The following is a 19714-nucleotide window of genomic DNA, read 5'->3' on the forward strand; positions in this document are numbered from 1 at the left end:
GGCACTGGACCGACGGCGGCCCGACCGACATGAACAACCTGGTTCTGCTCTGCGGATTCCACCACCGACTCATTCACCACAGTGACTGGGAAGTGTTCATCGCCGCCGACAACCATCCCTGGTTCGTACCGCCAGTCACCGTCGACCCCTACCGACAACCCCGACAATCCCACGCCCGAGCAGGCCCCCACATCGCCTGAGCCCGGCCACACCCACATGCAAATCCAGCCCCGCACCGAGAACACGGTGCGGGGCTGGAAGAGATTGGCCGTCAACCTATTTCGAGAACGAAGCTCTCAGTCGTTGGCGTGCAATACCGCGTTCAGTTCGACGCCGGTTCCCTTCCACGGCACCACCTCTACCGCGCCCGAGAGCGAGTTGCGACGGAACAGCAGGTTGGACTTTCCGGTCAGTGTCGCCGCCTTCACCACGGTTCCATCCGGTCCGCTGACCTTCGTTCCCGCGGTGATGTAGAGCCCCGCCTCGACGACGCAATCGTCACCGAGAGAGATGCCGAGTCCGGAGTTGGCACCGAGTAGGCAGCTCTTTCCGACGGAGATGACGTTCTTTCCGCCGCCGGAGAGTGTGCCCATGATCGACGCGCCGCCGCCGACGTCGGAACCGTCGCCCACCACGACGCCTGCTGAGATGCGCCCCTCGACCATCGAGTTGCCGAGCGTGCCTGCGTTGAAGTTGACGAAGCCCTCGTGCATGACCGTCGTTCCACTGGCCAGATGAGCACCGAGGCGCACCCGGTCGGCGTCGGCGATGCGAACTCCGGTGGGAACGACGTAGTCGACCAGACGCGGGAACTTGTCGACGCCGTACACCGTCACGTGGCCGCGGGCGCGCAGCTTCGCGCGCACCGTTTCGAAGCCGTCGACCGCTGCGGGGCCGAAGTTGGTCCATACGACGTTGGCGAGCAGGCCGAACACTCCGTCGAGGTTCTGCCCGTGCGGCTGAATCAGCCGGTGCGAGAGCAGATGCAGTCGCAGATACGCGTCGTGCGCGTCGATCGGGGCGTCGTCGAGGGAGGCGATGCTGGTGCGAACCGCAACGACCTCGACCCCGCGCGCGTCGTCCGGTCCGACGAGTGAAGCGAACTCCTCCGGGATGTCGGATCCCTCGAGTCGAGTGGTGCCGGTCTCGAAGCCCGACCCGAGCTCGGGGCTCGGAAACCAGGTGTCGAGAACGACACCCGACGTCGTGATGTTGGCAATACCTACTGCTGATGCTCCCTGTGCGCTCACGGCAGGAAGAATACGCGGTGGGTTTCGCGCGCGGGTTCACCCGTCATCGCGGGTACGCGGACTGTTTACGGAATCCGATCCTGATGCCGCGTCGGTTCGTTACCGATTCGACGGTCGAGTGTGATCTCATCGGGATACCGATGGATGGGTAGGCGGCCGGGGAGCTGACAGAGTTTCACCGGTGATCACCCGTACCGGCTCGCGCAGCCGCGGAGCCGCCGCGGTGATGGCCGATGGATTCTCCTTCACCGGCTTGGTGACGACCTTGGCCACGACGATCGTCCTCGGAATCGCCCTGGGTTTGGTTGTCGCAGGAGCTTGGTAGACATGCCCATCGGCTGACAGGGGGTCGCCGAGTCTGGGGGGACGTCATGGGTTCGAGCAAGTCCACACGTACGCGTTCGGCAGTGACGGTGATCGCTGCGGCGCTGATCGCCGTGAGCAGTACTGTCATCGGTTCGGGCACCGCAGCCGCCGATCCCACCTGTGCCGGAGCCGGCGGTTGGTCGGCCGTGGTCGCGCGCATCCCCGGGGCAGCTCTCGAAGGCCTGGCCGTCGACGCGTCGTGCCGCGCCTACGTCACCGACATCGTCTCCGGCCGGGTGTTCCGAATCGACGCGCCGGGCCGGCCCGCGTACCCCATCGCCAAGGTTCCGAGCGGCGGCGGCGGAGCCCTGGCCTGGATGCCCGACGGCACACTCCTGGTCGGCTACGGAGCCGACCCTCGCGTCCTCGTCGGCGACCTCGTCAAGGCGGCCGGTATCGTTCGACTCGACGTGAACACGCTTGCCGTCACCCCGTTTGCGACCGGACTGAGTGCAGCCAACGGACTCGCTGTCGCTGCCGACGGAACTGTGTACGCCACCAACGACTTCGGCTCGCTCATCGGTCGGATCGGCCCCGACGGTTCCGTCGACCCGGACTGGGCTCGCTTGCCGAGCGCCAACGGCGCCGTCCTCGACGCGGCCGATCAGTATCTGTACGTCTCGCGAACATTCGTGAACCCAGGGGTCAGCCGAATTCCGATCGCCAACCCGTCGGCACCGGAAAGTCTGCTCGACCTGTCGGGACTTGGCTCCTTCGGAGCCCCGGACGGCCTGACTCTCGATGCCGCCGGACGCCCCGTGGTACCGCTCAATGCCGGCGGATCTGTCGTCCGCATCGATGCGCCGGGGGCCACCTGTGTTGTAGGCACCGGTACCAGGTTGACGAGTGTTGTCGTTTATGGACGGTCCGAACAGGGTTTTTCGAGCGGCCGATTGTTCGGCGCAGGGTTCGACGGCGTGGTCCGCGAGATTCCGGGACCCAAAGCCTAGGGTTGTCGGCGTGACGCTCGAACTGCACGCCGACCCGATAGATCTGACCGCTGCACTGGTGGATATCCCCAGTGTCAGTGAGGACGAATCGCGCATCGCCGACGAGGTGGAGCAGGCGCTCCGCGCGCAGACCACGGGCTTCGAGATCATTCGGAGCGGCAACGCCGTTCTGGCCAGGACCAACCGCGGGCTCGGATCGCGGGTGATGCTGGCCGGCCACCTCGACACGGTGCCCATCGCCGACAACGTGCCGTCGAGGCGGGAACACGACAGTGCCGAGGGCGACATCCTGTACGGGTGCGGAACCGTCGACATGAAGTCGGGGGACGCCGTCTTCCTTCATCTCGCCGCGACCATCGACAACCCCGCGCACGATCTGACTCTGGTGTTCTACGACTGCGAGGAGATCGCGGCCTCGCGAAACGGGCTCGGCCGCATCGAGCGAGAACTGCCGGAGTGGCTCGAAGCCGACGTCGCCATTCTCGGCGAACCGTCCGGTGGTTTCATCGAGGCCGGGTGCCAAGGGACACTGCGGGTTCGGCTGACGGCGTCGGGAACGCGGGCACACAGCGCCCGTTCCTGGCTGGGCGACAACGCAATTCACAAATTCGGTGCGGTTCTCAACCGTCTTGCCGCCTATCGAGCCCGCACCGTCGACATCGACGGCTGTGTATATCGCGAAGGGCTGCAAGCGGTTCGGATCTCCGGCGGAGTCGCGGGAAACGTCGTTCCCGACGCTGCCGAACTCGACGTCAATTTCCGATTCGCGCCGGATCGCAGTGTCACCGAGGCCGTCGAGCACGTTCGTGAGGTGGTCGAAGGGCTCGATCTCGGCTTCGAGGTCACCGATTCGTCGCCGGGTGCGTTACCCGGTCTGAACAAGCCTGCTGCCGCGGCCCTCATCGAGGCGGCGGGAGGGCAGTTCCGCGCCAAGTACGGCTGGACCGACGTATCTCGGTTCTCGGCCCTCGGCATCCCGGCGGTCAATTACGGGCCCGGCGATCCCAACCTCGCCCACAAACGGGACGAACGCGTCCCCGTCGAGCAGATCACCCATGTCACACAGGTTCTCCGGAGCTACCTCTCTGCCGGATAGCCTGAACGGCATGAACAGCGACCAGGATACGGGCACCGAGAAGCCGGCCAAGCACATGGGATCCGTCGTGCTGCGGCGTGGCCGAAACACCGAGACGTCCACCTCGGATCAGCGCCTGCTCGACCAGCGAGGATCAGGAAACTGGATTCACTCCGATACCTGGCGCGTGCTGCGCATCCAGAGCGAATTCGTCGAGGGATTCGGCGCGCTCGCCGAGGTGCCGAAAGCCGTGACGGTATTCGGCTCGGCCCGCACCCCCGTCGACCATCCCGAGTACGCCCGAGCCCGGCAGCTCGGAGCAGCCCTCGCCGAGGAGGGCTTCGCCGTCATCACCGGCGGCGGCCCGGGTGTGATGGAAGGTGCCAACCGCGGTGCGAGCGAGGCCGACGGCTACTCGATCGGACTTGGCATCGAATTGCCGTTCGAGCAAGGACTCAACGAGTGGGTCGATCTGGGCGTCAACTTTCGATACTTCTTCGTGCGCAAGACCATGTTCGTCAAGTACTCCCAGGCGTTCGTATGCCTGCCCGGCGGCTTCGGTACCCTCGACGAACTGTTCGAGGCACTGACTCTGGTGCAAACCGCCAAGGTCACGAAGTTCCCGATCGTGTTGTTGGGCAAAGACTTCTGGTCGGGACTGCTCGATTGGATCAAGACGACGCTCGTGAAAGAAGGCAAAGTGTCCGAGAAGGACCTCGACCTCATCCACTGCACCGACAGCGTCGACGAGGCCGTGCGCATCGTCCGCGAGGCCCAACAGTGAACAATCCAGCAACTGAGGGACATTCGCTCAGCGTCTGCGTCTATTGCGCGTCGGGACCCGTCGACTCTTCTTTCATCGAACTCGCGCGTGACGTCGGAACCGAGATCGGCCGACGTGGCTGGCAACTCGTCTCGGGCGGTGGCAACGTCTCGATGATGGGCGCGGTGGCCGCGGCGACGCGAGCGGCAGGCGGGAACACCGTCGGCGTCATCCCGAAGGCGCTCGTGCACCGCGAGGTCGCCGACGTCGACGCCGATGAGCTGATCGTCACCGACACGATGCGCGAGCGCAAGAAGATCATGGAGGATCGCGCCGACGCGTTCATCACGCTGCCCGGCGGTATCGGAACACTCGAGGAACTGTTCGAGACGTGGACTGCGGGCTACCTCGGCATGCACAGCAAGCCGATGGTGATGCTCGACCCGTTCGGACATTTCGATGGAATGATGCAATGGATCGACGGTCTTCGGGCGACCGGATTCGTGCAACAGCGAGCTCTCGACGCACTGATCAGGACGACGACGGTCGACTCGGCTTTGAATGCATGCGCGACGTTGTGACAGGTCACGAACCTCGGCCACGGAGTGAACAACTCAAAGTTGTTACTCTCAAGTAGGGTTAGCAATCTCACATCGTCTTCAAAGGGGAGTTCATGGCCGTCGATGCCCGTCAGAAAATTGGAGTGACCGACCTCGCGGTCGCGTTGCCGAAAATGGTGACGGAGGTGCCGAGCCTGCTCAAGGGCCTGGCGGGGTTCACCCGCAAGCCCGATCACAAGGTGTCGATCGGCCTGATCTTCCAAGAGGCTGCCGCCAAGAACAGCAGCCGCCCGTTCGTGCGGTTCGAGGGCGAGTCGACCTCGTACAAGGACGCCAACGAGTTGGTCAACCAGTACGCCGCAGTGTTTGCCGACCACGGTGTCGAGCGCGGTGACGTCGTCGGCGTGCTGAGCAAGAACCGCCCGGAGGCGTTGTTCGCCGCGCTTGCCGCCGTCAAGCTCGGTGCCACCGCGGGCATGCTGAACTACAACCAGCGCGGCGACGTGCTCGAGCACAGCCTCGGCATTCTCGACGCGAAGGTCCTGGTCCTGGACGAGAACGCGCAGGAAGCTCTCGATTCGCTCGACGGCGAGCCGAAGGTGGGAGCGGTGCTGCCACTGAAGAAGCTGGCCGAGCTCGCTGCACATGAGTCGAAGAAGAACCCGTCGGTCACCTCGGAGATCCAGGCCAAGGAGAAGGCGTTCTACATCTTCACCTCGGGCACCACCGGCATGCCGAAGGCCAGCCTGATGAGCCACTTCCGCTGGCTCAAGTCGATGTCCGGTCTGGGCAACATGGGCGTGCGGCTGCGCAGCAACGACGTCATCTACTGCTGCCTACCGCTCTATCACAACAATGCGCTGACGGTGACGCTGTCCTCGGTGCTCGCCGGCGGCGCAACGATGGCCATCGGCAAGCAGTTCTCGGTGAGCAACTTCTGGGAAGACGTCCGCGTCAACAAAGCCACCGCGTTCACCTATATCGGTGAGCTGTGCCGCTACCTGCTGACTCAGCCCAAGAAGGACTCCGACCGTGACAACACGATCAAGCTGATCGTCGGCAACGGACTGCGCCCCGAGATCTGGGAAGAGTTCACCGAGCGATTCGGCATCTCCCGTGTCGCCGAGTTCTACGGTGCCAGCGAATGCAACATCGCATTCGTCAACGCACTGAACATGAAGAAGACCGCGGGCATCTGCCCGCTTCCGTATGCCGTGGTGCAGTACGACGAGGAGTCCGGCAAGGCCAAGCGCGGCCAGGACGGCAAGCTGCGCAAGGTCGGCAACGGGGAGATCGGACTGCTGCTGTCCAAGATCACCGACCGGGCACCGTTCGACGGCTACTCCGACGACAACGCCACCGAGAAGAAAATGGTGCGCGACGGGTTCAAGGACGGCGATGCCTGGTTCGACACCGGTGATCTGGTTCGCAAACAGGGTTGGATGCACGTCGCATTCGTCGACCGCCTCGGTGACACCTTCCGCTGGAAGGGCGAAAACGTCGCCACCACCCAGGTCGAGGGTGCTCTCGGCGGGCACTCGGCCGTCGACGGAGCTGTCGTCTACGGCGTCGACATCGAGGGAACCGACGGCAAGGCGGGCATGGCTGCGGTGACGTTGCGCGAGGGTGAGACCTTCGACGGCAAGTCCTTTGCAGAGCATCTCTACGACAAGCTCCCGACCTACGCGGTACCGCTGTTCATCCGCACAGTCGACAGCCTCGAGCAGACGTCGACGTTCAAGAGCCAAAAAGTGGCGCTGCGCAAGCTCGGTTACGAGGAAGACAGTGACAGCGAGCTGTACGTGCTGCGGGGCAAGTCCGGTGGCTACGAGAAGGCGTACGACGGGTACGTCGACGAGGTCGCCGCAGGCAAGGCACCCAAGGGCTAGGCCGTGTCACTATTGATTTCATGAGTACCCTCTGCGGCAAACCGGTCGCCGACGATCGCGCTTTGGTGATGGCCATCGTCAATCGAACCCCCGATTCGTTCTACGACGGGGGTGCGAACTTTGCCGACGATGCTGCGATGGCGTCGGTGCATCGAGCTGTCGCAGAGGGTGCCGACATGGTCGATATCGGCGGTGTGAAGGCCGGTCCGGGCGCAATCGTCGACGCGAACGAGGAAATCCGCCGCGTCGTTCCGTTCGTCGAGGCCATCCGCGGTGCTTATCCGGAGCTGCTGATCAGTGTCGACACCTGGCGTAGCGAGGTCGCTCGGTTGGCCTGCGGAGTCGGCGCGGACATGATCAACGACACGTGGGCCGGGGCGGACCCCGAGTTGGTGCGCGTCGCTGCGGCCGAGGGCGTCGGCATCGTCTGTTCGCACACCGGTGGCGCCGTGCCACGCACGCGTCCGTACCGCGTCCGGTACGCCGATGTGGTGGCGGACGTGATCGCGGAAGTCACCGCAGCCGCCGAGAATGCTGTCGCCGAGGGGGTGAAGAAGGATTCGATATTGATCGATCCGACGCACGATTTCGGGAAAAACACCTATCACGGGCTCGAGTTGTTGCGGCGCGTGGACGATCTTGTAAACACCGGGTGGCCTGTGCTCATGGCGCTGAGCAACAAGGACTTCGTAGGCGAGACTCTAGGGGTAGAGCTCGTCGACCGGTTGGAGGGAACATTGGCAGCGACAGCATTGGCCGCAGCAGGCGGAGCCCGAATGTTCCGGGTGCACGAGGTTGCGTCGACCAGAAGAGTCGTAGACATGGTGGCAGCGATCCAGGGGCTTCGAACCCCGGCGCGGACGGTCAGGGGTCTGGCATGACACTTGCAGATCGAACGGACGTGACCATGGCATGGTCCGAGACCAACAGCTGGGACGTACCCGACTGGACTATCGCCGAACTGGAAGCCGCGAAGGCGGGCCGGACGGTGTCGGTGGTACTCCCGGCGCTCAACGAGGAACAGACCGTTGCCGCGGTCATCGACACGATTCATCCGCTGCTCGGGGGACTCGTCGACGAGCTGATCGTGTTGGACTCCGGTTCGACCGACGAAACAGCCGTCCGCGCGGCAGCGGCAGGCGCGCGAGTCATCAGCCGCGAAGAAGCGGTCCCCGGGATCGACCCGGTGCCGGGCAAGGGCGAGGTGCTGTGGCGATCGGTCGCGGCGTCGACCGGCGACATCATTGCGTTCGTCGACTCCGATCTGATCAATCCCGATCCGGCCTTCGTACCGAAATTGCTCGGCCCTCTGCTGATGGGCGACGGTATCCACCTCGTCAAGGGTTACTACCGCCGTCCGCTGCGGGTCAGCGGAACCGAGGATGCCAACGGCGGTGGACGTGTCACCGAGCTCGTGGCCAGGCCACTGCTCGCTGCACTGCGGCCGGAGTTGACGGGCGTCATCCAGCCGCTCGGCGGGGAATACGCGGGCACTCGCGAACTGCTGTCCGCGGTGCCCTTCGCGCCTGGCTACGGAGTGGAGATCGGGCTGTTGCTCGATACGTACGACAGGCTCGGTCTCGAGGCGATCGGTCAGGTGAATCTCGGTGTGCGCAAGCACCGCAACCGTCCGCTGGTAGAGCTCGGGGCGATGAGCAGACAGATCGTCGGAACAATGCTGAACCGGTGCGGCATGGTCGATTCCGGTGCCGGGCTGATGCAGTTCCGGGTCGACGGTGATTCTTTCGAGCCGTTCTCCACCGAGGTGTCGCTGATGGATCGACCGGCGATGAACTCGCTGAAGTAGTCGTGTCGGGCGGGCGTGACAAGATCGTGGCATGTTGACGCTGCTGATCTACGTCGTCGTCATTGCCGTCGTCGCTGCTGCACTGTTCTTCGTGGCGTCGACGGTGTTCGGTCGCGGTGAGCAACTGGGCCCACTGCCCGAGGGAACCACCGCGACCGTGCTGCCCGCGGAGGGCGTCACCGGTACCGACGTGCGCTCGCTGAAGTTCCAGCAGACCGTACGGGGGTACAAGCCGAGCGAGGTCGATTGGGCACTCGAGCGGCTCGGCGGCGAGATAGACATGCTTCGGTCGCGGTTGTCCGCAGCGGAGGCCAGCGCACAATTGTGGTCGCGGGCTTCCGAGGGGCAGAAGCCGGGTGTCGCCGAACCGGACGAGCGGTGAGTGCCGTCGCCGGACCGGACGGCAGGCTGCGCTGCCCGTGGGGTGCCACCGACGACGAGCAGTATCGGGACTACCACGACACCGAGTGGGGACAGCCGCTCCACGGGCGCAACGAACTGTACGAACGGCTGTGTCTCGAGGCGTTCCAGTCCGGCCTGGCGTGGATCACGATCCTGCGCAAGCGCGACAGCTTCCGCAGTGCCTTCGCCGGTTTCGACCCGGAACGAGTGGCCCGATTCGGCGACGCCGATGTCGAAAGATTGATGAGCGATGCGTCGATCGTGCGTAATCGCCTCAAAATCCACGCTGCGGTGAACAATGCTCGGGTCATCGTCGATTTGAACGACACCGACCTCGACACTTTGCTCTGGTCCTTTGCGCCCGAACCCAGACCCGGGCGGCTGACGGAGTCCTCCGACGTGCCTGCCTCGACCTCGGAGTCGAAGGCTCTGGCCAAGGAGCTCAAGCGTCGCGGGCTGCGGTTCGTCGGTCCGACAACCGCCTATGCCTTGATGCAGGCCACCGGAATGGTCGACGATCACCTGTCGGGGTGTTGTGTGCAGGTCACGAATACCGACTCCGATTCCCGGTATCGAGGTCGATAGGGAAGAATAGGACTCAACACCCGTCGCCCCGCGACGAAATATATCTTTTAGGCCGAGGCGCCGTGCTGATGGGCGCAGATCTGGAGGGAGCAGAGGATGGCGGCGATGAAGCCCCGGACCGGGGACGGTCCCCTCGAAGCAACCAAAGAGGGACGAGGAATCGTCATGCGTGTCCCGCTCGAGGGGGGCGGCCGGTTGGTCGTCGAATTGACCCCCGACGAGGCCGCGGCACTCGGAGACGAACTGAAGGGTGTCACCGGCTGATAGTCACGTCGATCGATCGTCGCTCAGCCCCGCTCGCCGTACCGGCAAGCGGGGCTTTGTGTTGTGTCGACGAGTGTTGTGTCGACGAGTGTTCGTTCCGGTGTGAGAGAGGTGCTCGATGCTGACCGATGTCGTCGATCTGCTGCTGTGTCCGCAGTGCTGGGCACGTGACGTCGGATCCGGCATGGACTTCGGTGATACCGATCGGACGCTGTTGTGCGATCGAGGGCATTCGTTCGACGTCGCTCGTCAGGGCTACGTCAGTTTGTCGACCGGAGACGGCGGCAAGTTCACCGGTGACTCGGCGGAGATGATCGCCGCTCGCGAGACGTTCCTGGCGAAGGGCCACTTCGACTCGATCGCGGCAGCGGTCTCGGCTGCCGTTCCGTCGGACAGCGAGGTGGTAGTCGACGTCGGGGTCGGTACCGGTCACTATCTCGCGGCTGTGCTCGACGCCCGTCCCGATGCCCGGGGCATAGGCGTCGACGTCTCGAAGTTCGCTGCACGCCGCGCTGCGCGGTCGCACGGTCGTCTGGGGTCTGTGGTCGCGGACATCTGGAGTGGACTACCGGTGCGGACGGCGAGCGCGTCCGCGGTGACGTGTGTGTTCTCTCCACGCAACGCCGGTGAGTTCAGCCGAGTTCTCGTACCCGACGGCGTGCTGGTGGTCGTGACGCCCACGGCGCGGCATCAGCACGAGCTGCGGGGCCCGCTCGGCCTCATCGGCGTCGAGGAGAACAAGACTCGCAGGCTCGGCGAATCGCTGTCCGGCCTGTTCGAGCCGGTGGCAGAATCTTCACTGGAGTACTCGATGTTGCTCTCGCACCACGACATCGAGACGTTGATCGGAATGGGCCCGTCGGCGAGGCACGGTGACCCCGAGTCGCGTTCTGCAGCGCTGTCGCAGCTACCGGACGGCATCGAGGTCACCGCGTCGGTGATCGTGTCGACCTATCGCCGCCGCGCCAACGCTGCGTCGTAGACGGCGAGGGTCTGCTGCGCGATCGACGCCCACGAGAACTCGGCGACGGCGCGCTCGCGTCCTGCCTTACCCATTGCCGTCGCGAGTGTGGGGTCGAGGGCGACTGCGTTGACGGTGTCGGCCAGATTCCGCTCGAATACGTCGGGTTCGTAGGAGTTGTAGTGAACCAGGCGTCCGGTGCGGCCGTCGTCGACCACCTCGGGGATACCGCCGACGTCCGATGCCACGACTGCGGTTTCGCATGCCATTGCTTCGAGATTGACGATGCCGAGCGGCTCATATACCGACGGGCATACGAATACTGCTGCTGCAGTGAGTATTTCGCGGATCTTGTCGGTGGGAAGCATGTCCTTGACCCAGAACACGCCGCCGCGCTGTTCGGCGAGCAGTGCCACCGCGCGTTCGGTTTCCGCAGCGATTTCAGGTGTATCGGGCGCGCCCGCGCACAGTACGAGCTGGATGGACGGATCGAAGTGGTGAGCGGCTGCGATCAGGTGCCCGACGCCTTTCTGTCGGGTGATGCGCCCGACGAAGGCGACGATCGGCTTGCTTCGATCCACGCCGATCTCGTCCAGGGTCGAGGTACCGTGATCGGCAAACCAGCGCTCGGTGTCGATTCCGTTGCGCACCACATGAACCCGGCTCTTGTCGAGTCGTGGATAGGCGTCGAGCACATCTTTGGCCATACCCTCGCTGACGGCGATGACGGCGTCGGCGTACTCGACGGCGTTCTTCTCCGACCACGACGAGATGCGGTAGCCGCCGCCGAGTTGCTCGGCCTTCCACGGGCGTCGCGGTTCGAGCGAGTGGGCGGTGAGGATGTGGGGAACGTCGTACAGTTCGGCGGCGAGGTGGCCCGCGAGGCCGGTGTACCAGGTGTGTGAATGCACCACGTCTGCGCCCGAGACCGCGTTCGCCATTCGCAGCTCGGTCGACAACGTCGTCAACGCAGCGTTGGCTCCGGCGAGAGCGGGATCCGGGTCGTGCACCTGCGCAGTGTCGCGGGGCGCGCCCATACAGTGGATGTCCACGTCGCACAGCGACTTCAGCTGCGCGGACAACTCGGTGACATGAACTCCTGCGCCACCGTAGATCTCCGGGGGGTATTCCTTGGTCATCATTGCTACGCGCACGTGAACGAACCTACATTCCCCAGCAGTTGTGCGTGTACTGCTCGCACGGTTCTCTCGGTGCGGATAGGTTGAGTGGGTGAGGACACAACCGCACGTACTAGGGATCGTGCTTGCCGGCGGCGAGGGTAAGCGTCTTTACCCGATGACCGCGGACCGAGCCAAGCCGGCCGTTCCCTTCGGGGGCGCCTACCGACTCATCGACTTCGTGCTGAGCAATCTCGTCAACGCCGGCTACCTCCGGCTCTGCGTGCTCACTCAGTACAAGTCCCATTCACTGGACCGCCACATCTCGCAGACGTGGCGACTGTCCGGGTTCGCCGGGGAGTACATCACTCCGGTTCCGGCGCAGCAGCGTCTCGGGCCCCGGTGGTACACCGGCAGCGCCGACGCCATCTTCCAGTCACTGAACTTGGTGTACGACGAGGACCCCGAGTACATCGTGGTGTTCGGTGCCGACCATGTGTACCGGATGGACCCCGAACAGATGGTGCAGCAGCACATCGACTCCGGTGCGGGCGTGACCGTCGCCGGCATCAGGGTTCCGCGCAGCGAGGCATTCGCGTTCGGCTGCATCGACTCCGACTCCAATGGCAAGATCACCCAGTTTCTCGAAAAGCCTGCGCAACCGCCCGGCACCCCTGACGACCCCAACGTCACTTACGCCTCCATGGGCAACTACGTGTTCACCACCAAGGTGCTCGTCGACGCCATCAAGGCCGACTCCGAGAACACCGACTCCGACCACGACATGGGCGGCGACATCATCCCGGCGCTCGTCGAAGCGGGCGTCGCTTCCGTCTACGACTTCAACGACAACGTCGTGCCCGGTGCCACCGAACGCGATCGCGGCTATTGGCGAGACGTGGGCACCATCGATGCCTTCTACGACGCTCACATGGACCTGGTGTCGGTGCACCCCATCTTCAATCTCTACAACCGCCGTTGGCCCATCCGCGGATCGGCCGAGAATCTGCCGCCCGCGAAATTCGTTCAGGGCGGCTTGGCTCAAGAGTCGGTCGTCGGTGCCGGCTGCATTCTGTCGGCCGCCACCGTCCGCAACTCCGTGCTCAGCTCGAACGTGATGATCGACAGTGGCGCGACGGTCGAGGGCAGTGTCCTGATGCCCGGCGTCAAGATCGGTAAGGGCGCCGTCGTGCGGCACGCGATCCTGGACAAGAACGTCGTCGTGGGCGACGGGGAGATCGTCGGTGTGGACCACGAACGCGATCGTGAACGCTTCAACGTCAGCGCCGGGGGAGTGGTCTCGGTCGGTAAGGGCGTCTGGATCTAGTGCCTGCGGCAGTGGTGCGGTTATGTGCCCCAGACGGCACTCGACCGCACCACTGCGCGTAGCGCACTCACGCTCTCGACGCGCAGATCAAACCGTCGCCGAGGGGCAGCAGCACCGTCGTGAGCCGTTCGTCCTCGGCGATCGCCCGTGCGGCGGATCGAACAGCCACTGCTGTGGCGTCGCGCTGAGTGGGATCAGCGACTCGTCCACCGAGCAACGCGTTGTGCAGCACCAGAACTCCGCCGGGGCGGAGTAGCCGAACGCTCTCGGCAACGAAGTGTGGATGGTCAGCGGGACTGGCGTCGATGAACACCAGATCGTAGGTGTCGTCGGCCAATCGGGGGAGCACGTCCAGTGCCCAGCCGTTGATCAACCGGGTGCGTGAGGGCGCAATTCCTCCGGCGCGGAACGCTTCTCGGGCCGCGCGCTGGTGCTCCGGCTCGGTGTCGATGGTGGTGAGAACGCCGTCCGCGCGCATCCCGTCGAGTAGCCACAGGCCGCTGACGCCTGCGCCGGTTCCGATTTCGACGACCGTCTTGGCCCCGAGCATCTGGGTGAAGATACTCAGAATCGCCCCGACCGACGGCGGTACCGGGGCGGCACCGAGGTCGATGGCGCGCTCTCTGGCTGCGATGAGAACCTCGTCCTCCTGAGCGGAGTCTTCGGCGTAGGCGAGCATCTTCTCGGCGTTGGTCGGCACGCCCCGAGGCTATCGTGCCGGAGGCTCGATCTCACGCACACATTCTCAGGTGCGCCTCAGCTGATTCATACCGGACCCACACGCGGGTCGGTCAGGCTATGGAGGAATCGAAGGTCCGTCTCGATTGCGAAGTGTGAGCTGGAACATCCGAGGGTAGTCGTCGGTTGAATCAGAAGGACGTACGCAGTCCTGAGCAGGAGGATCCAGCTATTTACAAGATCAACGGCGATCGCGACACCGCGCGTCTACCCGAGTCCGTACCCGCGCCCGAGGACCTCAGCGGAACCGCAGCGTTCGATGCGACCGGCGAGGACTCCACCATGCCGTCCTGGGACGAGTTGGTTCGCGAGCACGGCGACCGCGTCTACCGACTGGCATACCGCCTGTCCGGCAACGCTCAGGATGCCGAAGACCTGACTCAGGACACGTTCATCCGCGTGTTCCGTTCCCTGTCCAACTACCAGCCCGGCACCTTCGAGGGTTGGCTGCACCGCATCACCACGAATTTGTTCCTGGACATGGTCCGTCGCCGCAGCCGCATCCGTATGGAGGCGCTGCCCGAGGACTACGACCGCGTCCCCTCCGACCGGCCCAACCCCGAGCAGATCTACCACGACGCGCGGCTCGACCCCGATCTGCAGTCTGCCCTCGACTCGCTGGCACCTGAGTTCCGCGCCGCAATCGTGCTGTGCGACATCGAAGGACTGTCTTACGAAGAGATCGGTGCGACACTGGGCGTCAAGCTCGGAACGGTCCGCAGTCGCATTCACCGTGGACGCCAGGCGCTACGCGAGTACCTTCGAGTGCACGGGAAGGTCGACTCCGGTCACGCAAGTGTCCACTAGCTACGAGGAGGGTTGGATGACGCAGGCGCGCAAGCCCCGGCAATTCAGCTCCACCGAACATCTGGCCAGTGAGGCCGTTGCGGCATACGTCGACGGCGAATTGCGTATGCCCGCATATCTTCGTGCTGCCCACCACCTCGCCGAATGCCCGGAATGCGCGGCCGAGGTCGAAGCTCAGCAGCAGGCGCGCAAAGCGTTGCGCGGGGCGGGCGAGATGTCGATGCCGCATTCACTGCTCGGCCTGCTCAGTCAGATCCCGTCCTGCGCGGGCGAGGATCGGCCGGCCCACACCAAGCGTTCCTTCATGGCCGCCGTCGCCGATGTCCGTCGTCGCCGGCGCTGACCACACCGAGATCTGCGCGACGACTTCTCACCTGCATCGAGTCGAGCCGACCGCTCGAGTGATACTGAACTCTCACACCGACGTATGCGAGGGGTAACCGGACGCGTGACATCGAATTCGACCAGCACCGAGACCGCAGGCACCGACCCGTCAGATTTCGAGGACGCGGAGAACGGTCCGGAAGGTCCACGGTTGCCACCGCGTCCGGTGTATCGGCCCTCCGTCGATCCGGTGTCGGCTTCGGTGTTCGGACGTCCCGACGACGTCGACGGCTCGTTCTCGCCGCGCCGCCCCGACGAGCAATTGCCGTCGCGTGTATCCGTGCGACCACCCGATCCGATTCTCGCCGAGGCATTCGGACGTCCGGAAAACGCTCAGGAATCGCTCCAGCGTGATCCCGATGCCGAAAACGACGGCGACACCGCCCCATCGGAGCCGGCCGATCCGTGGCGTGATCCCGCGTCACGGGTGTTTCTCGGCAGCGCGGCGGTCGACACCCCGCCGTCTCCTGCACTACCTCCCGGAACCAAGCTCGGTGTGCGCGACGTGTTGTTCGGGCGATCGGTGTCCATCAAAGCCCTCGTCGTCCTCGGCGTCGTCGCGCTCGTCATCGGATTGGTCGGTGGTTTGTTCGGCCGGCTGACCGCCGAGGTGGCCGGCGCACTGACCAGCCAGAAAGTGACGCTGACCCAGTCCAGCGGCGACGACATCCCGCGTGGGCAGATCAGCAAAGTCGCCGACGCGGTCCTGCCGTCCGTCGTGTCCATCCAGGTGACGCTCGGGGAGACCGGCGGCACGGGCTCGGGCGTGGTGATCGACGCCGACGAAGGCTACATCGTGACGAACAACCACGTGATCTCCCTTGCCGCATCCGACCCCGACAACTCGACACTCGAAGTCACCTTCTCCGACGGCACCAAGGTGCCCGGCCGCATCGTCGGTCGCGACACCAAAACCGACCTTGCCGTCCTGAAGACCGAAGTCGGCAACCTCACCGAGGCCCAACTCGGTAGTTCCGGCGACGTTCGTGTCGGCCAGGACGTCATCGCCGTCGGATCGCCCCTGGGATTGAACAAGACCGTCACCTCCGGCATCGTCAGCGCCCTCGACCGTCCCGTCGCGCTGTCGGGTGAGGGCACCGACACCGACGCGGTCATCGACGCCGTGCAGACCGACGCCGCTATCAACCCCGGCAACTCCGGTGGCCCGCTCATCGACTTCGAGGGCCGCGTCATCGGTATCAACTCGGCGATCCGAAGCGAGAGCGGCGGGTCGGTGGGCTTGGGCTTCGCGATTCCGGTCGACGAGGTCACCGAGGTGGCACAGAGCCTGATCCGGGACGGCGTCATGAGACATCCGGACTTCGGCATCAACGCCCGTTCGGTCATCAACGACACCTCGGCCGGTGCCGAGGTCGCCAACGTGCGCACCGACGGCCCGGCGCAGCAGGCCGGAATTGTCGAAGGGGACGTCATCACCAAGGTCGGCGACCGCACAGTGGGAGACGCGGACGAACTGGTGGTCGCGGTGCAGGAGACCACGATCGGCCAGGCGGTACCCGTACAACTCGTCCGTTCGGGACGGCTGGTGGACGTCTCCGTTACACCGGTTTCGGACTGACGACGTAGGCTGGCAGGCGTGTTCGGGAACATCGGTTGGGGAGAGCTCGTAATCCTCCTCGTAGCAGCTCTGGTCATCCTCGGCCCGGATCGCCTTCCCGGCGCCATCAGCTGGGTGTCCAAGTCCATCCGCCAGGTCAAGGACTACGCCAACGGCGCGAGTCAGCAGCTCAAGGACGAGTTGGGTACCGACTTCGAGGACCTTCGCAAACCGCTCGCCGATCTCAACCAGCTGCGGGGAATGACCCCCCGCGCGGTGATCACCAAGCACCTGCTCGACGGCGACGATTCGATCTTCAAGAACCCCTTGGACGACACCTTCAAGGGCAAGCCTTTCGACACCAAGCCGAAGAACCTGGGCGGGCCGACGCCACAGAACGGCGTGTCCTCTGGGAGTTCGTCAGCGGGCAGTACGGCGGGGGCTAGCGTGTCGATGAGCAAGAACGAGCCGAAACTCGCGGCGGGCGATACTCCGCCGATCGACGCCGACGCCACGTAAGCCTGAATCTTTCCTCGTTCGGTCTCACCCGTCCGCGTGAATGGACCCTTGCATACGTCTGTGCGCGGCAGTGGTCCATTCACGCCGACCCCGCTGCTGCGTGAATGGACCACTGCACACGTCTGAGCGCGGCAGTGGTCCATTGACGCAACGGGGGAGCGGGCTAAAGCACCTTGTTCAGGAAGTCCTGAGTACGTGGGTTCTGTGGGTTACCGAACAACTCGTCGGGGGTCCCCTCCTCGACGATGACGCCCTCGGCCATGAAGATCACTCGATCCGCGACTTCACGTGCGAAGCCCATCTCGTGGGTGACGACGACCATCGTCATGCCGCCCTTGGCGAGGTCGCGGAGCACCTGCAGTACTTCGCCGACCATCTCGGGGTCGAGTGCGCTGGTGGCCTCGTCGAAGAGCATGATCGACGGGCTCATGGCCAACGCTCGCGCGATGGCGACACGCTGCTTCTGCCCGCCCGAGAGGTTGGCCGGCTTGTAGTCGGCGCGCTCGGACAGGCCGACTTGTTCGAGCAACTTCCCGGCCGCTTCCTTGGCCTGCGACTTCGACATCTTCTTGGTCTCGACGGGCGCGAGCATGACGTTCTGCAGGGCGGTCATGTGCGGGAAGAGATTGAAGTGTTGGAACACCATCCCGATGTTCTGGCGCACCTTGTCCAGGTCGACGTTCTTGGCCGTGAGGTCGGTGCCGTCGACGACGACCGATCCGGCAGTGATGTCTTCGAGCTTGTTGAGGCAGCGCAGGAACGTGCTCTTGCCCGAGCCCGAGGGGCCGATCACACACACCACTTCACCGTTGACGATCTCGGCGTCGATGCCCTTGAGAACCGTGTTGTCGCCGAACGCCTTCTGGAGGCCCTTGATCGAGATCTTCGTTCCCGGACCGTTGTCGACCGGCAGGTCCTTGGTCAGTTCGGTGCTCATTTGTTGATCCTCTTCTCGAGCCGGTTCGACAGCTTGGTGAGAGCCATGATGATGATGAAGTACAGGACGCCGACGATGAGCCACATGTTGAACGACTCGAAGTTGCGAGCGATGATCAGACGACCCGTCTGCGTCAGCTCGGCAAGGCCGATCACCGAGAGCAGCGAAGTGTCCTTGAGCGTGATGACGAACTGATTGATGTACGACGGGATCATCGTGCGAATTGCCTGTGGCATCACCACTTTTCGCATCGACTTGAGGTAGCTGATGCCGAGGCTGCGCGAGGCCTCCATCTGTCCCTTGTCGACTGCGAGGATGCCGCCGCGGACGATCTCGGCCATGTAGGCACCGGCGTTGAGCGAGAGCGTGATGATGCCGGCGGTGAACGCCGACATCTGGAAGTTCAGTGCCGCTGGCACACCGAAGTAGATGAAGAATGCCTGCACCAGAAGCGGTGTGCCACGGAAGATGTCGACGTAGGTGGTGCCGATTCCGCGGAGCACGATGTTGGTCGAGACGCGGAACAGGCCGAAGATTCCGCCGAGTATCAACGCGATGGCGATGGAAATGACGGTCAACACGATGGTCAGCCACAAACCCTTGAGCAGCAACTGCCAGCTGCTGGCGATCAGGCCGGGGATGGACGTGTCTGCGGTGGAGGCGTCGGCATTGAGATAGGTGTCGAGGATCTGGTCGTACTGGCCGTTGGCGCGCAGGTTCTCCAACCCGGTATTGAACTGTTCGAGCAACTGCGCGTTGGTGCCCTTGGCGACGGCGAATCCGTAACTGGCACCGGCTTCTTTCTCGGTGACGGTCTTGAAGCCGTTGCCCTGGGTGATGCCGTAGGCGAGCACCGGGTAGTCCTCGAAGGCGGCCGCCGAGTTTCCGGTGCGCACTTCCTCGAACATGGTGGCGGAGTCGTCGAAACTGCGAATGGTGAAGCCGTACTGATCTGCGATCGACGCGGCGAAGGTCGCGCCCTCGGTGCCGTTCTTGACTGCGACGGACTTACCGCGCAGGTCCTCGTAGCCCGTGATCTCGTCGTTGGAATCCAGAATTGCCATCTGGACACCGGAATCGAAGTACGGCTCGGAGAAGTCGAAGGTGGCCTTGCGTTCGTCGGTGATCGACATGCCGGCGATCATTCCGTTGAACTGGCCGCTGGTGACGCCCTGAAGCGCGGTATCGAACCCGACCTGCTCGACGGTGTAGTCGAAGCCTTGATCCACCGAGATCGCGGCCAGCAGGTCCATGTCGATTCCGACGAGTTTGCCGCTCTCGTCCTGGAATTCGAACGGTGCGAAAGTGGTGTCGGTCGCGATCGAGTAGTTCTGCGCGGGCGGGGCGGGTTGTGCGGATGCCAGGCCAGGACCGAGCAGCGATCCGAGCAGGGTCATCATCAGGGCGATCAGAACCGGAACGACGACCGGCCTGATCCGATGCGGCTTCTTCAT

The 19714-nt window shown here is 64.2% G+C and carries 23 protein-coding genes; 18 read left to right on the forward strand and 5 right to left on the reverse strand.

The genetic code is table 11. The annotated features are described in order from the left end of the window. Positions 1-200: HNH endonuclease signature motif containing protein (locus QM797_RS19840; protein WP_283277384.1), on the forward strand; the 200-nt coding region annotated here is incomplete at its 5' end. 96 nt (positions 201-296) lie between these two features. Here the strand turns inward: QM797_RS19840 and dapD are convergent. Beyond that, positions 297-1250, reverse strand: coding sequence for a 2,3,4,5-tetrahydropyridine-2,6-dicarboxylate N-succinyltransferase (gene dapD / locus QM797_RS19845; protein ID WP_094616616.1), 954 nt, complete (start codon positions 1248-1250; stop codon positions 297-299). 181 nt (positions 1251-1431) lie between these two features. On the opposite strand from dapD, the gene QM797_RS19850 reads away from it, so the two are divergent. From QM797_RS19850 to QM797_RS19905, 12 genes are all read left to right on the forward strand, one after another. After that, a complete protein-coding gene (locus QM797_RS19850) occupies positions 1432-1575 on the forward strand; it encodes a hypothetical protein (RefSeq protein WP_283277385.1) in 144 nt (47 codons plus the stop codon). Positions 1576-1621: 46 nt separating this feature from the next. Beyond that, positions 1622-2566, forward strand: coding sequence for an SMP-30/gluconolactonase/LRE family protein (locus QM797_RS19855; protein ID WP_283277387.1), 945 nt, complete (start codon positions 1622-1624; stop codon positions 2564-2566). 10 nt (positions 2567-2576) lie between these two features. Further along, positions 2577-3662 carry a succinyl-diaminopimelate desuccinylase gene (gene dapE, locus QM797_RS19860; protein ID WP_283277388.1) on the forward strand — a complete coding sequence of 362 codons (1086 nt, stop codon included), beginning with the start codon at positions 2577-2579 and terminating at the stop codon, positions 3660-3662. A 10-nt stretch (positions 3663-3672) separates the two neighbouring features. Then, positions 3673-4425 (forward strand): LOG family protein, encoded by a 753-nt coding sequence (locus QM797_RS19865; protein ID WP_283277389.1) that lies wholly within the window; start codon positions 3673-3675, stop codon positions 4423-4425. Continuing rightward, positions 4422-4985: an LOG family protein gene (locus QM797_RS19870; protein WP_283277390.1), complete on the forward strand. Its 564-nt coding sequence runs from the start codon at positions 4422-4424 to the stop codon at positions 4983-4985. Before QM797_RS19865 ends, QM797_RS19870 begins: the two co-directional genes overlap by 4 nt. Before the next feature lie 92 nt (positions 4986-5077). Then, positions 5078-6853 (forward strand): long-chain-acyl-CoA synthetase, encoded by a 1776-nt coding sequence (locus QM797_RS19875; protein ID WP_283277391.1) that lies wholly within the window; start codon positions 5078-5080, stop codon positions 6851-6853. 20 nt (positions 6854-6873) lie between these two features. Beyond that, positions 6874-7734: a dihydropteroate synthase gene (gene folP / locus QM797_RS19880; protein WP_283277392.1), complete on the forward strand. Its 861-nt coding sequence runs from the start codon at positions 6874-6876 to the stop codon at positions 7732-7734. Beyond that, positions 7731-8660, forward strand: coding sequence for a glucosyl-3-phosphoglycerate synthase (locus tag QM797_RS19885; protein ID WP_283277393.1), 930 nt, complete (start codon positions 7731-7733; stop codon positions 8658-8660). Before folP ends, QM797_RS19885 begins: the two co-directional genes overlap by 4 nt. A gap of 31 nt (positions 8661-8691) precedes the next feature. Then, a complete protein-coding gene (locus QM797_RS19890; protein WP_283277394.1) occupies positions 8692-9042 on the forward strand; it encodes a DivIVA domain-containing protein in 351 nt (116 codons plus the stop codon). Continuing rightward, positions 9039-9647, forward strand: a complete 609-nt coding sequence (locus tag QM797_RS19895) for a DNA-3-methyladenine glycosylase I (RefSeq protein WP_502942367.1) — start codon at positions 9039-9041, stop codon at positions 9645-9647. The genes QM797_RS19890 and QM797_RS19895 overlap by 4 nt, the downstream gene beginning before the upstream one ends. A gap of 96 nt (positions 9648-9743) precedes the next feature. Next, entirely contained in the window at positions 9744-9911 is a 168-nt protein-coding gene (locus QM797_RS19900) for a DUF3117 domain-containing protein (protein WP_008714277.1), read from the forward strand. A 118-nt stretch (positions 9912-10029) separates the two neighbouring features. Further along, positions 10030-10893 (forward strand): methyltransferase domain-containing protein, encoded by an 864-nt coding sequence (locus QM797_RS19905; RefSeq protein ID WP_283277395.1) that lies wholly within the window; start codon positions 10030-10032, stop codon positions 10891-10893. Here the strand turns inward: QM797_RS19905 and glgA are convergent. After that, positions 10863-12026 carry a glycogen synthase gene (glgA, locus tag QM797_RS19910; RefSeq protein WP_283277396.1) on the reverse strand — a complete coding sequence of 388 codons (1164 nt, stop codon included), beginning with the start codon at positions 12024-12026 and terminating at the stop codon, positions 10863-10865. The genes QM797_RS19905 and glgA overlap by 31 nt on opposite strands. A gap of 76 nt (positions 12027-12102) precedes the next feature. On the opposite strand from glgA, the gene glgC reads away from it, so the two are divergent. Beyond that, positions 12103-13317, forward strand: coding sequence for a glucose-1-phosphate adenylyltransferase (gene glgC / locus QM797_RS19915; protein ID WP_283277397.1), 1215 nt, complete (start codon positions 12103-12105; stop codon positions 13315-13317). 67 nt (positions 13318-13384) lie between these two features. On the opposite strand, the gene QM797_RS19920 is transcribed toward glgC, so the two are convergent. Beyond that, positions 13385-13996 carry an O-methyltransferase gene (locus QM797_RS19920; protein ID WP_283277480.1) on the reverse strand — a complete coding sequence of 204 codons (612 nt, stop codon included), beginning with the start codon at positions 13994-13996 and terminating at the stop codon, positions 13385-13387. A gap of 239 nt (positions 13997-14235) precedes the next feature. On the opposite strand from QM797_RS19920, the gene sigE reads away from it, so the two are divergent. The 4 genes from sigE (at position 14236) to tatB (ending at position 17323) form a co-directional block, all read left to right on the forward strand. Next, on the forward strand, positions 14236-14862 hold the full coding sequence (gene sigE / locus QM797_RS19925; protein ID WP_283277481.1) for an RNA polymerase sigma factor SigE: 627 nt from the start codon (positions 14236-14238) through the stop codon (positions 14860-14862). A gap of 16 nt (positions 14863-14878) precedes the next feature. Further along, on the forward strand, positions 14879-15205 hold the full coding sequence (locus tag QM797_RS19930; protein ID WP_283277398.1) for a zf-HC2 domain-containing protein: 327 nt from the start codon (positions 14879-14881) through the stop codon (positions 15203-15205). A gap of 84 nt (positions 15206-15289) precedes the next feature. Then, a complete protein-coding gene (locus tag QM797_RS19935) occupies positions 15290-16825 on the forward strand; it encodes a S1C family serine protease (RefSeq protein WP_371833952.1) in 1536 nt (511 codons plus the stop codon). Positions 16826-16843: 18 nt separating this feature from the next. Then, positions 16844-17323 (forward strand): Sec-independent protein translocase protein TatB, encoded by a 480-nt coding sequence (tatB, locus tag QM797_RS19940; RefSeq protein WP_283277400.1) that lies wholly within the window; start codon positions 16844-16846, stop codon positions 17321-17323. 163 nt (positions 17324-17486) lie between these two features. Here the strand turns inward: tatB and QM797_RS19945 are convergent, their stop codons facing one another. Together QM797_RS19945 and QM797_RS19950 are read right to left on the reverse strand one after the other, a co-directional pair. After that, the gene (locus QM797_RS19945) at positions 17487-18260 is read right to left on the reverse strand and encodes an amino acid ABC transporter ATP-binding protein (protein WP_283277401.1); all 774 of its coding nucleotides are present in this window, start codon (positions 18258-18260) and stop codon (positions 17487-17489) included. Further along, a complete protein-coding gene (locus QM797_RS19950; protein WP_283277402.1) occupies positions 18257-19714 on the reverse strand; it encodes an amino acid ABC transporter substrate-binding protein/permease in 1458 nt (485 codons plus the stop codon). The genes QM797_RS19945 and QM797_RS19950 overlap by 4 nt, the downstream gene beginning before the upstream one ends.

The organism is Rhodococcus sp. IEGM 1381, assembly GCF_030056795.1.
In the GTDB taxonomy this organism is placed as follows: domain Bacteria; phylum Actinomycetota; class Actinomycetes; order Mycobacteriales; family Mycobacteriaceae; genus Rhodococcoides.

Excerpts from the sequence above, each read along its gene's own strand:
- QM797_RS19935 (WP_371833952.1), top strand. The coding sequence starts at position 15,290 with ATGCGAGGGGTAACCGGACGCGTGACATCGAATTCGACCAGCACCGAG.
- QM797_RS19930 (WP_283277398.1), top strand. The coding sequence starts at position 14,879 with ATGACGCAGGCGCGCAAGCCCCGGCAATTCAGCTCCACCGAACATCTG.
- QM797_RS19875 (WP_283277391.1), top strand. The coding sequence starts at position 5,078 with ATGGCCGTCGATGCCCGTCAGAAAATTGGAGTGACCGACCTCGCGGTC.
- QM797_RS19865 (WP_283277389.1), top strand. The coding sequence starts at position 3,673 with ATGAACAGCGACCAGGATACGGGCACCGAGAAGCCGGCCAAGCACATG.
- QM797_RS19900 (WP_008714277.1), top strand. The coding sequence starts at position 9,744 with ATGGCGGCGATGAAGCCCCGGACCGGGGACGGTCCCCTCGAAGCAACC.
- QM797_RS19890 (WP_283277394.1), top strand. The coding sequence starts at position 8,692 with ATGTTGACGCTGCTGATCTACGTCGTCGTCATTGCCGTCGTCGCTGCT.
- QM797_RS19945 (WP_283277401.1), bottom strand. The coding sequence starts at position 18,260 with ATGAGCACCGAACTGACCAAGGACCTGCCGGTCGACAACGGTCCGGGA.
- QM797_RS19950 (WP_283277402.1), bottom strand. The coding sequence starts at position 19,714 with ATGAAGAAGCCGCATCGGATCAGGCCGGTCGTCGTTCCGGTTCTGATC.
- QM797_RS19905 (WP_283277395.1), top strand. The coding sequence starts at position 10,030 with ATGCTGACCGATGTCGTCGATCTGCTGCTGTGTCCGCAGTGCTGGGCA.
- folP (WP_283277392.1), top strand. The coding sequence starts at position 6,874 with ATGAGTACCCTCTGCGGCAAACCGGTCGCCGACGATCGCGCTTTGGTG.
- QM797_RS19920 (WP_283277480.1), bottom strand. The coding sequence starts at position 13,996 with ATGCTCGCCTACGCCGAAGACTCCGCTCAGGAGGACGAGGTTCTCATC.
- QM797_RS19855 (WP_283277387.1), top strand. The coding sequence starts at position 1,622 with ATGGGTTCGAGCAAGTCCACACGTACGCGTTCGGCAGTGACGGTGATC.
- QM797_RS19885 (WP_283277393.1), top strand. The coding sequence starts at position 7,731 with ATGACACTTGCAGATCGAACGGACGTGACCATGGCATGGTCCGAGACC.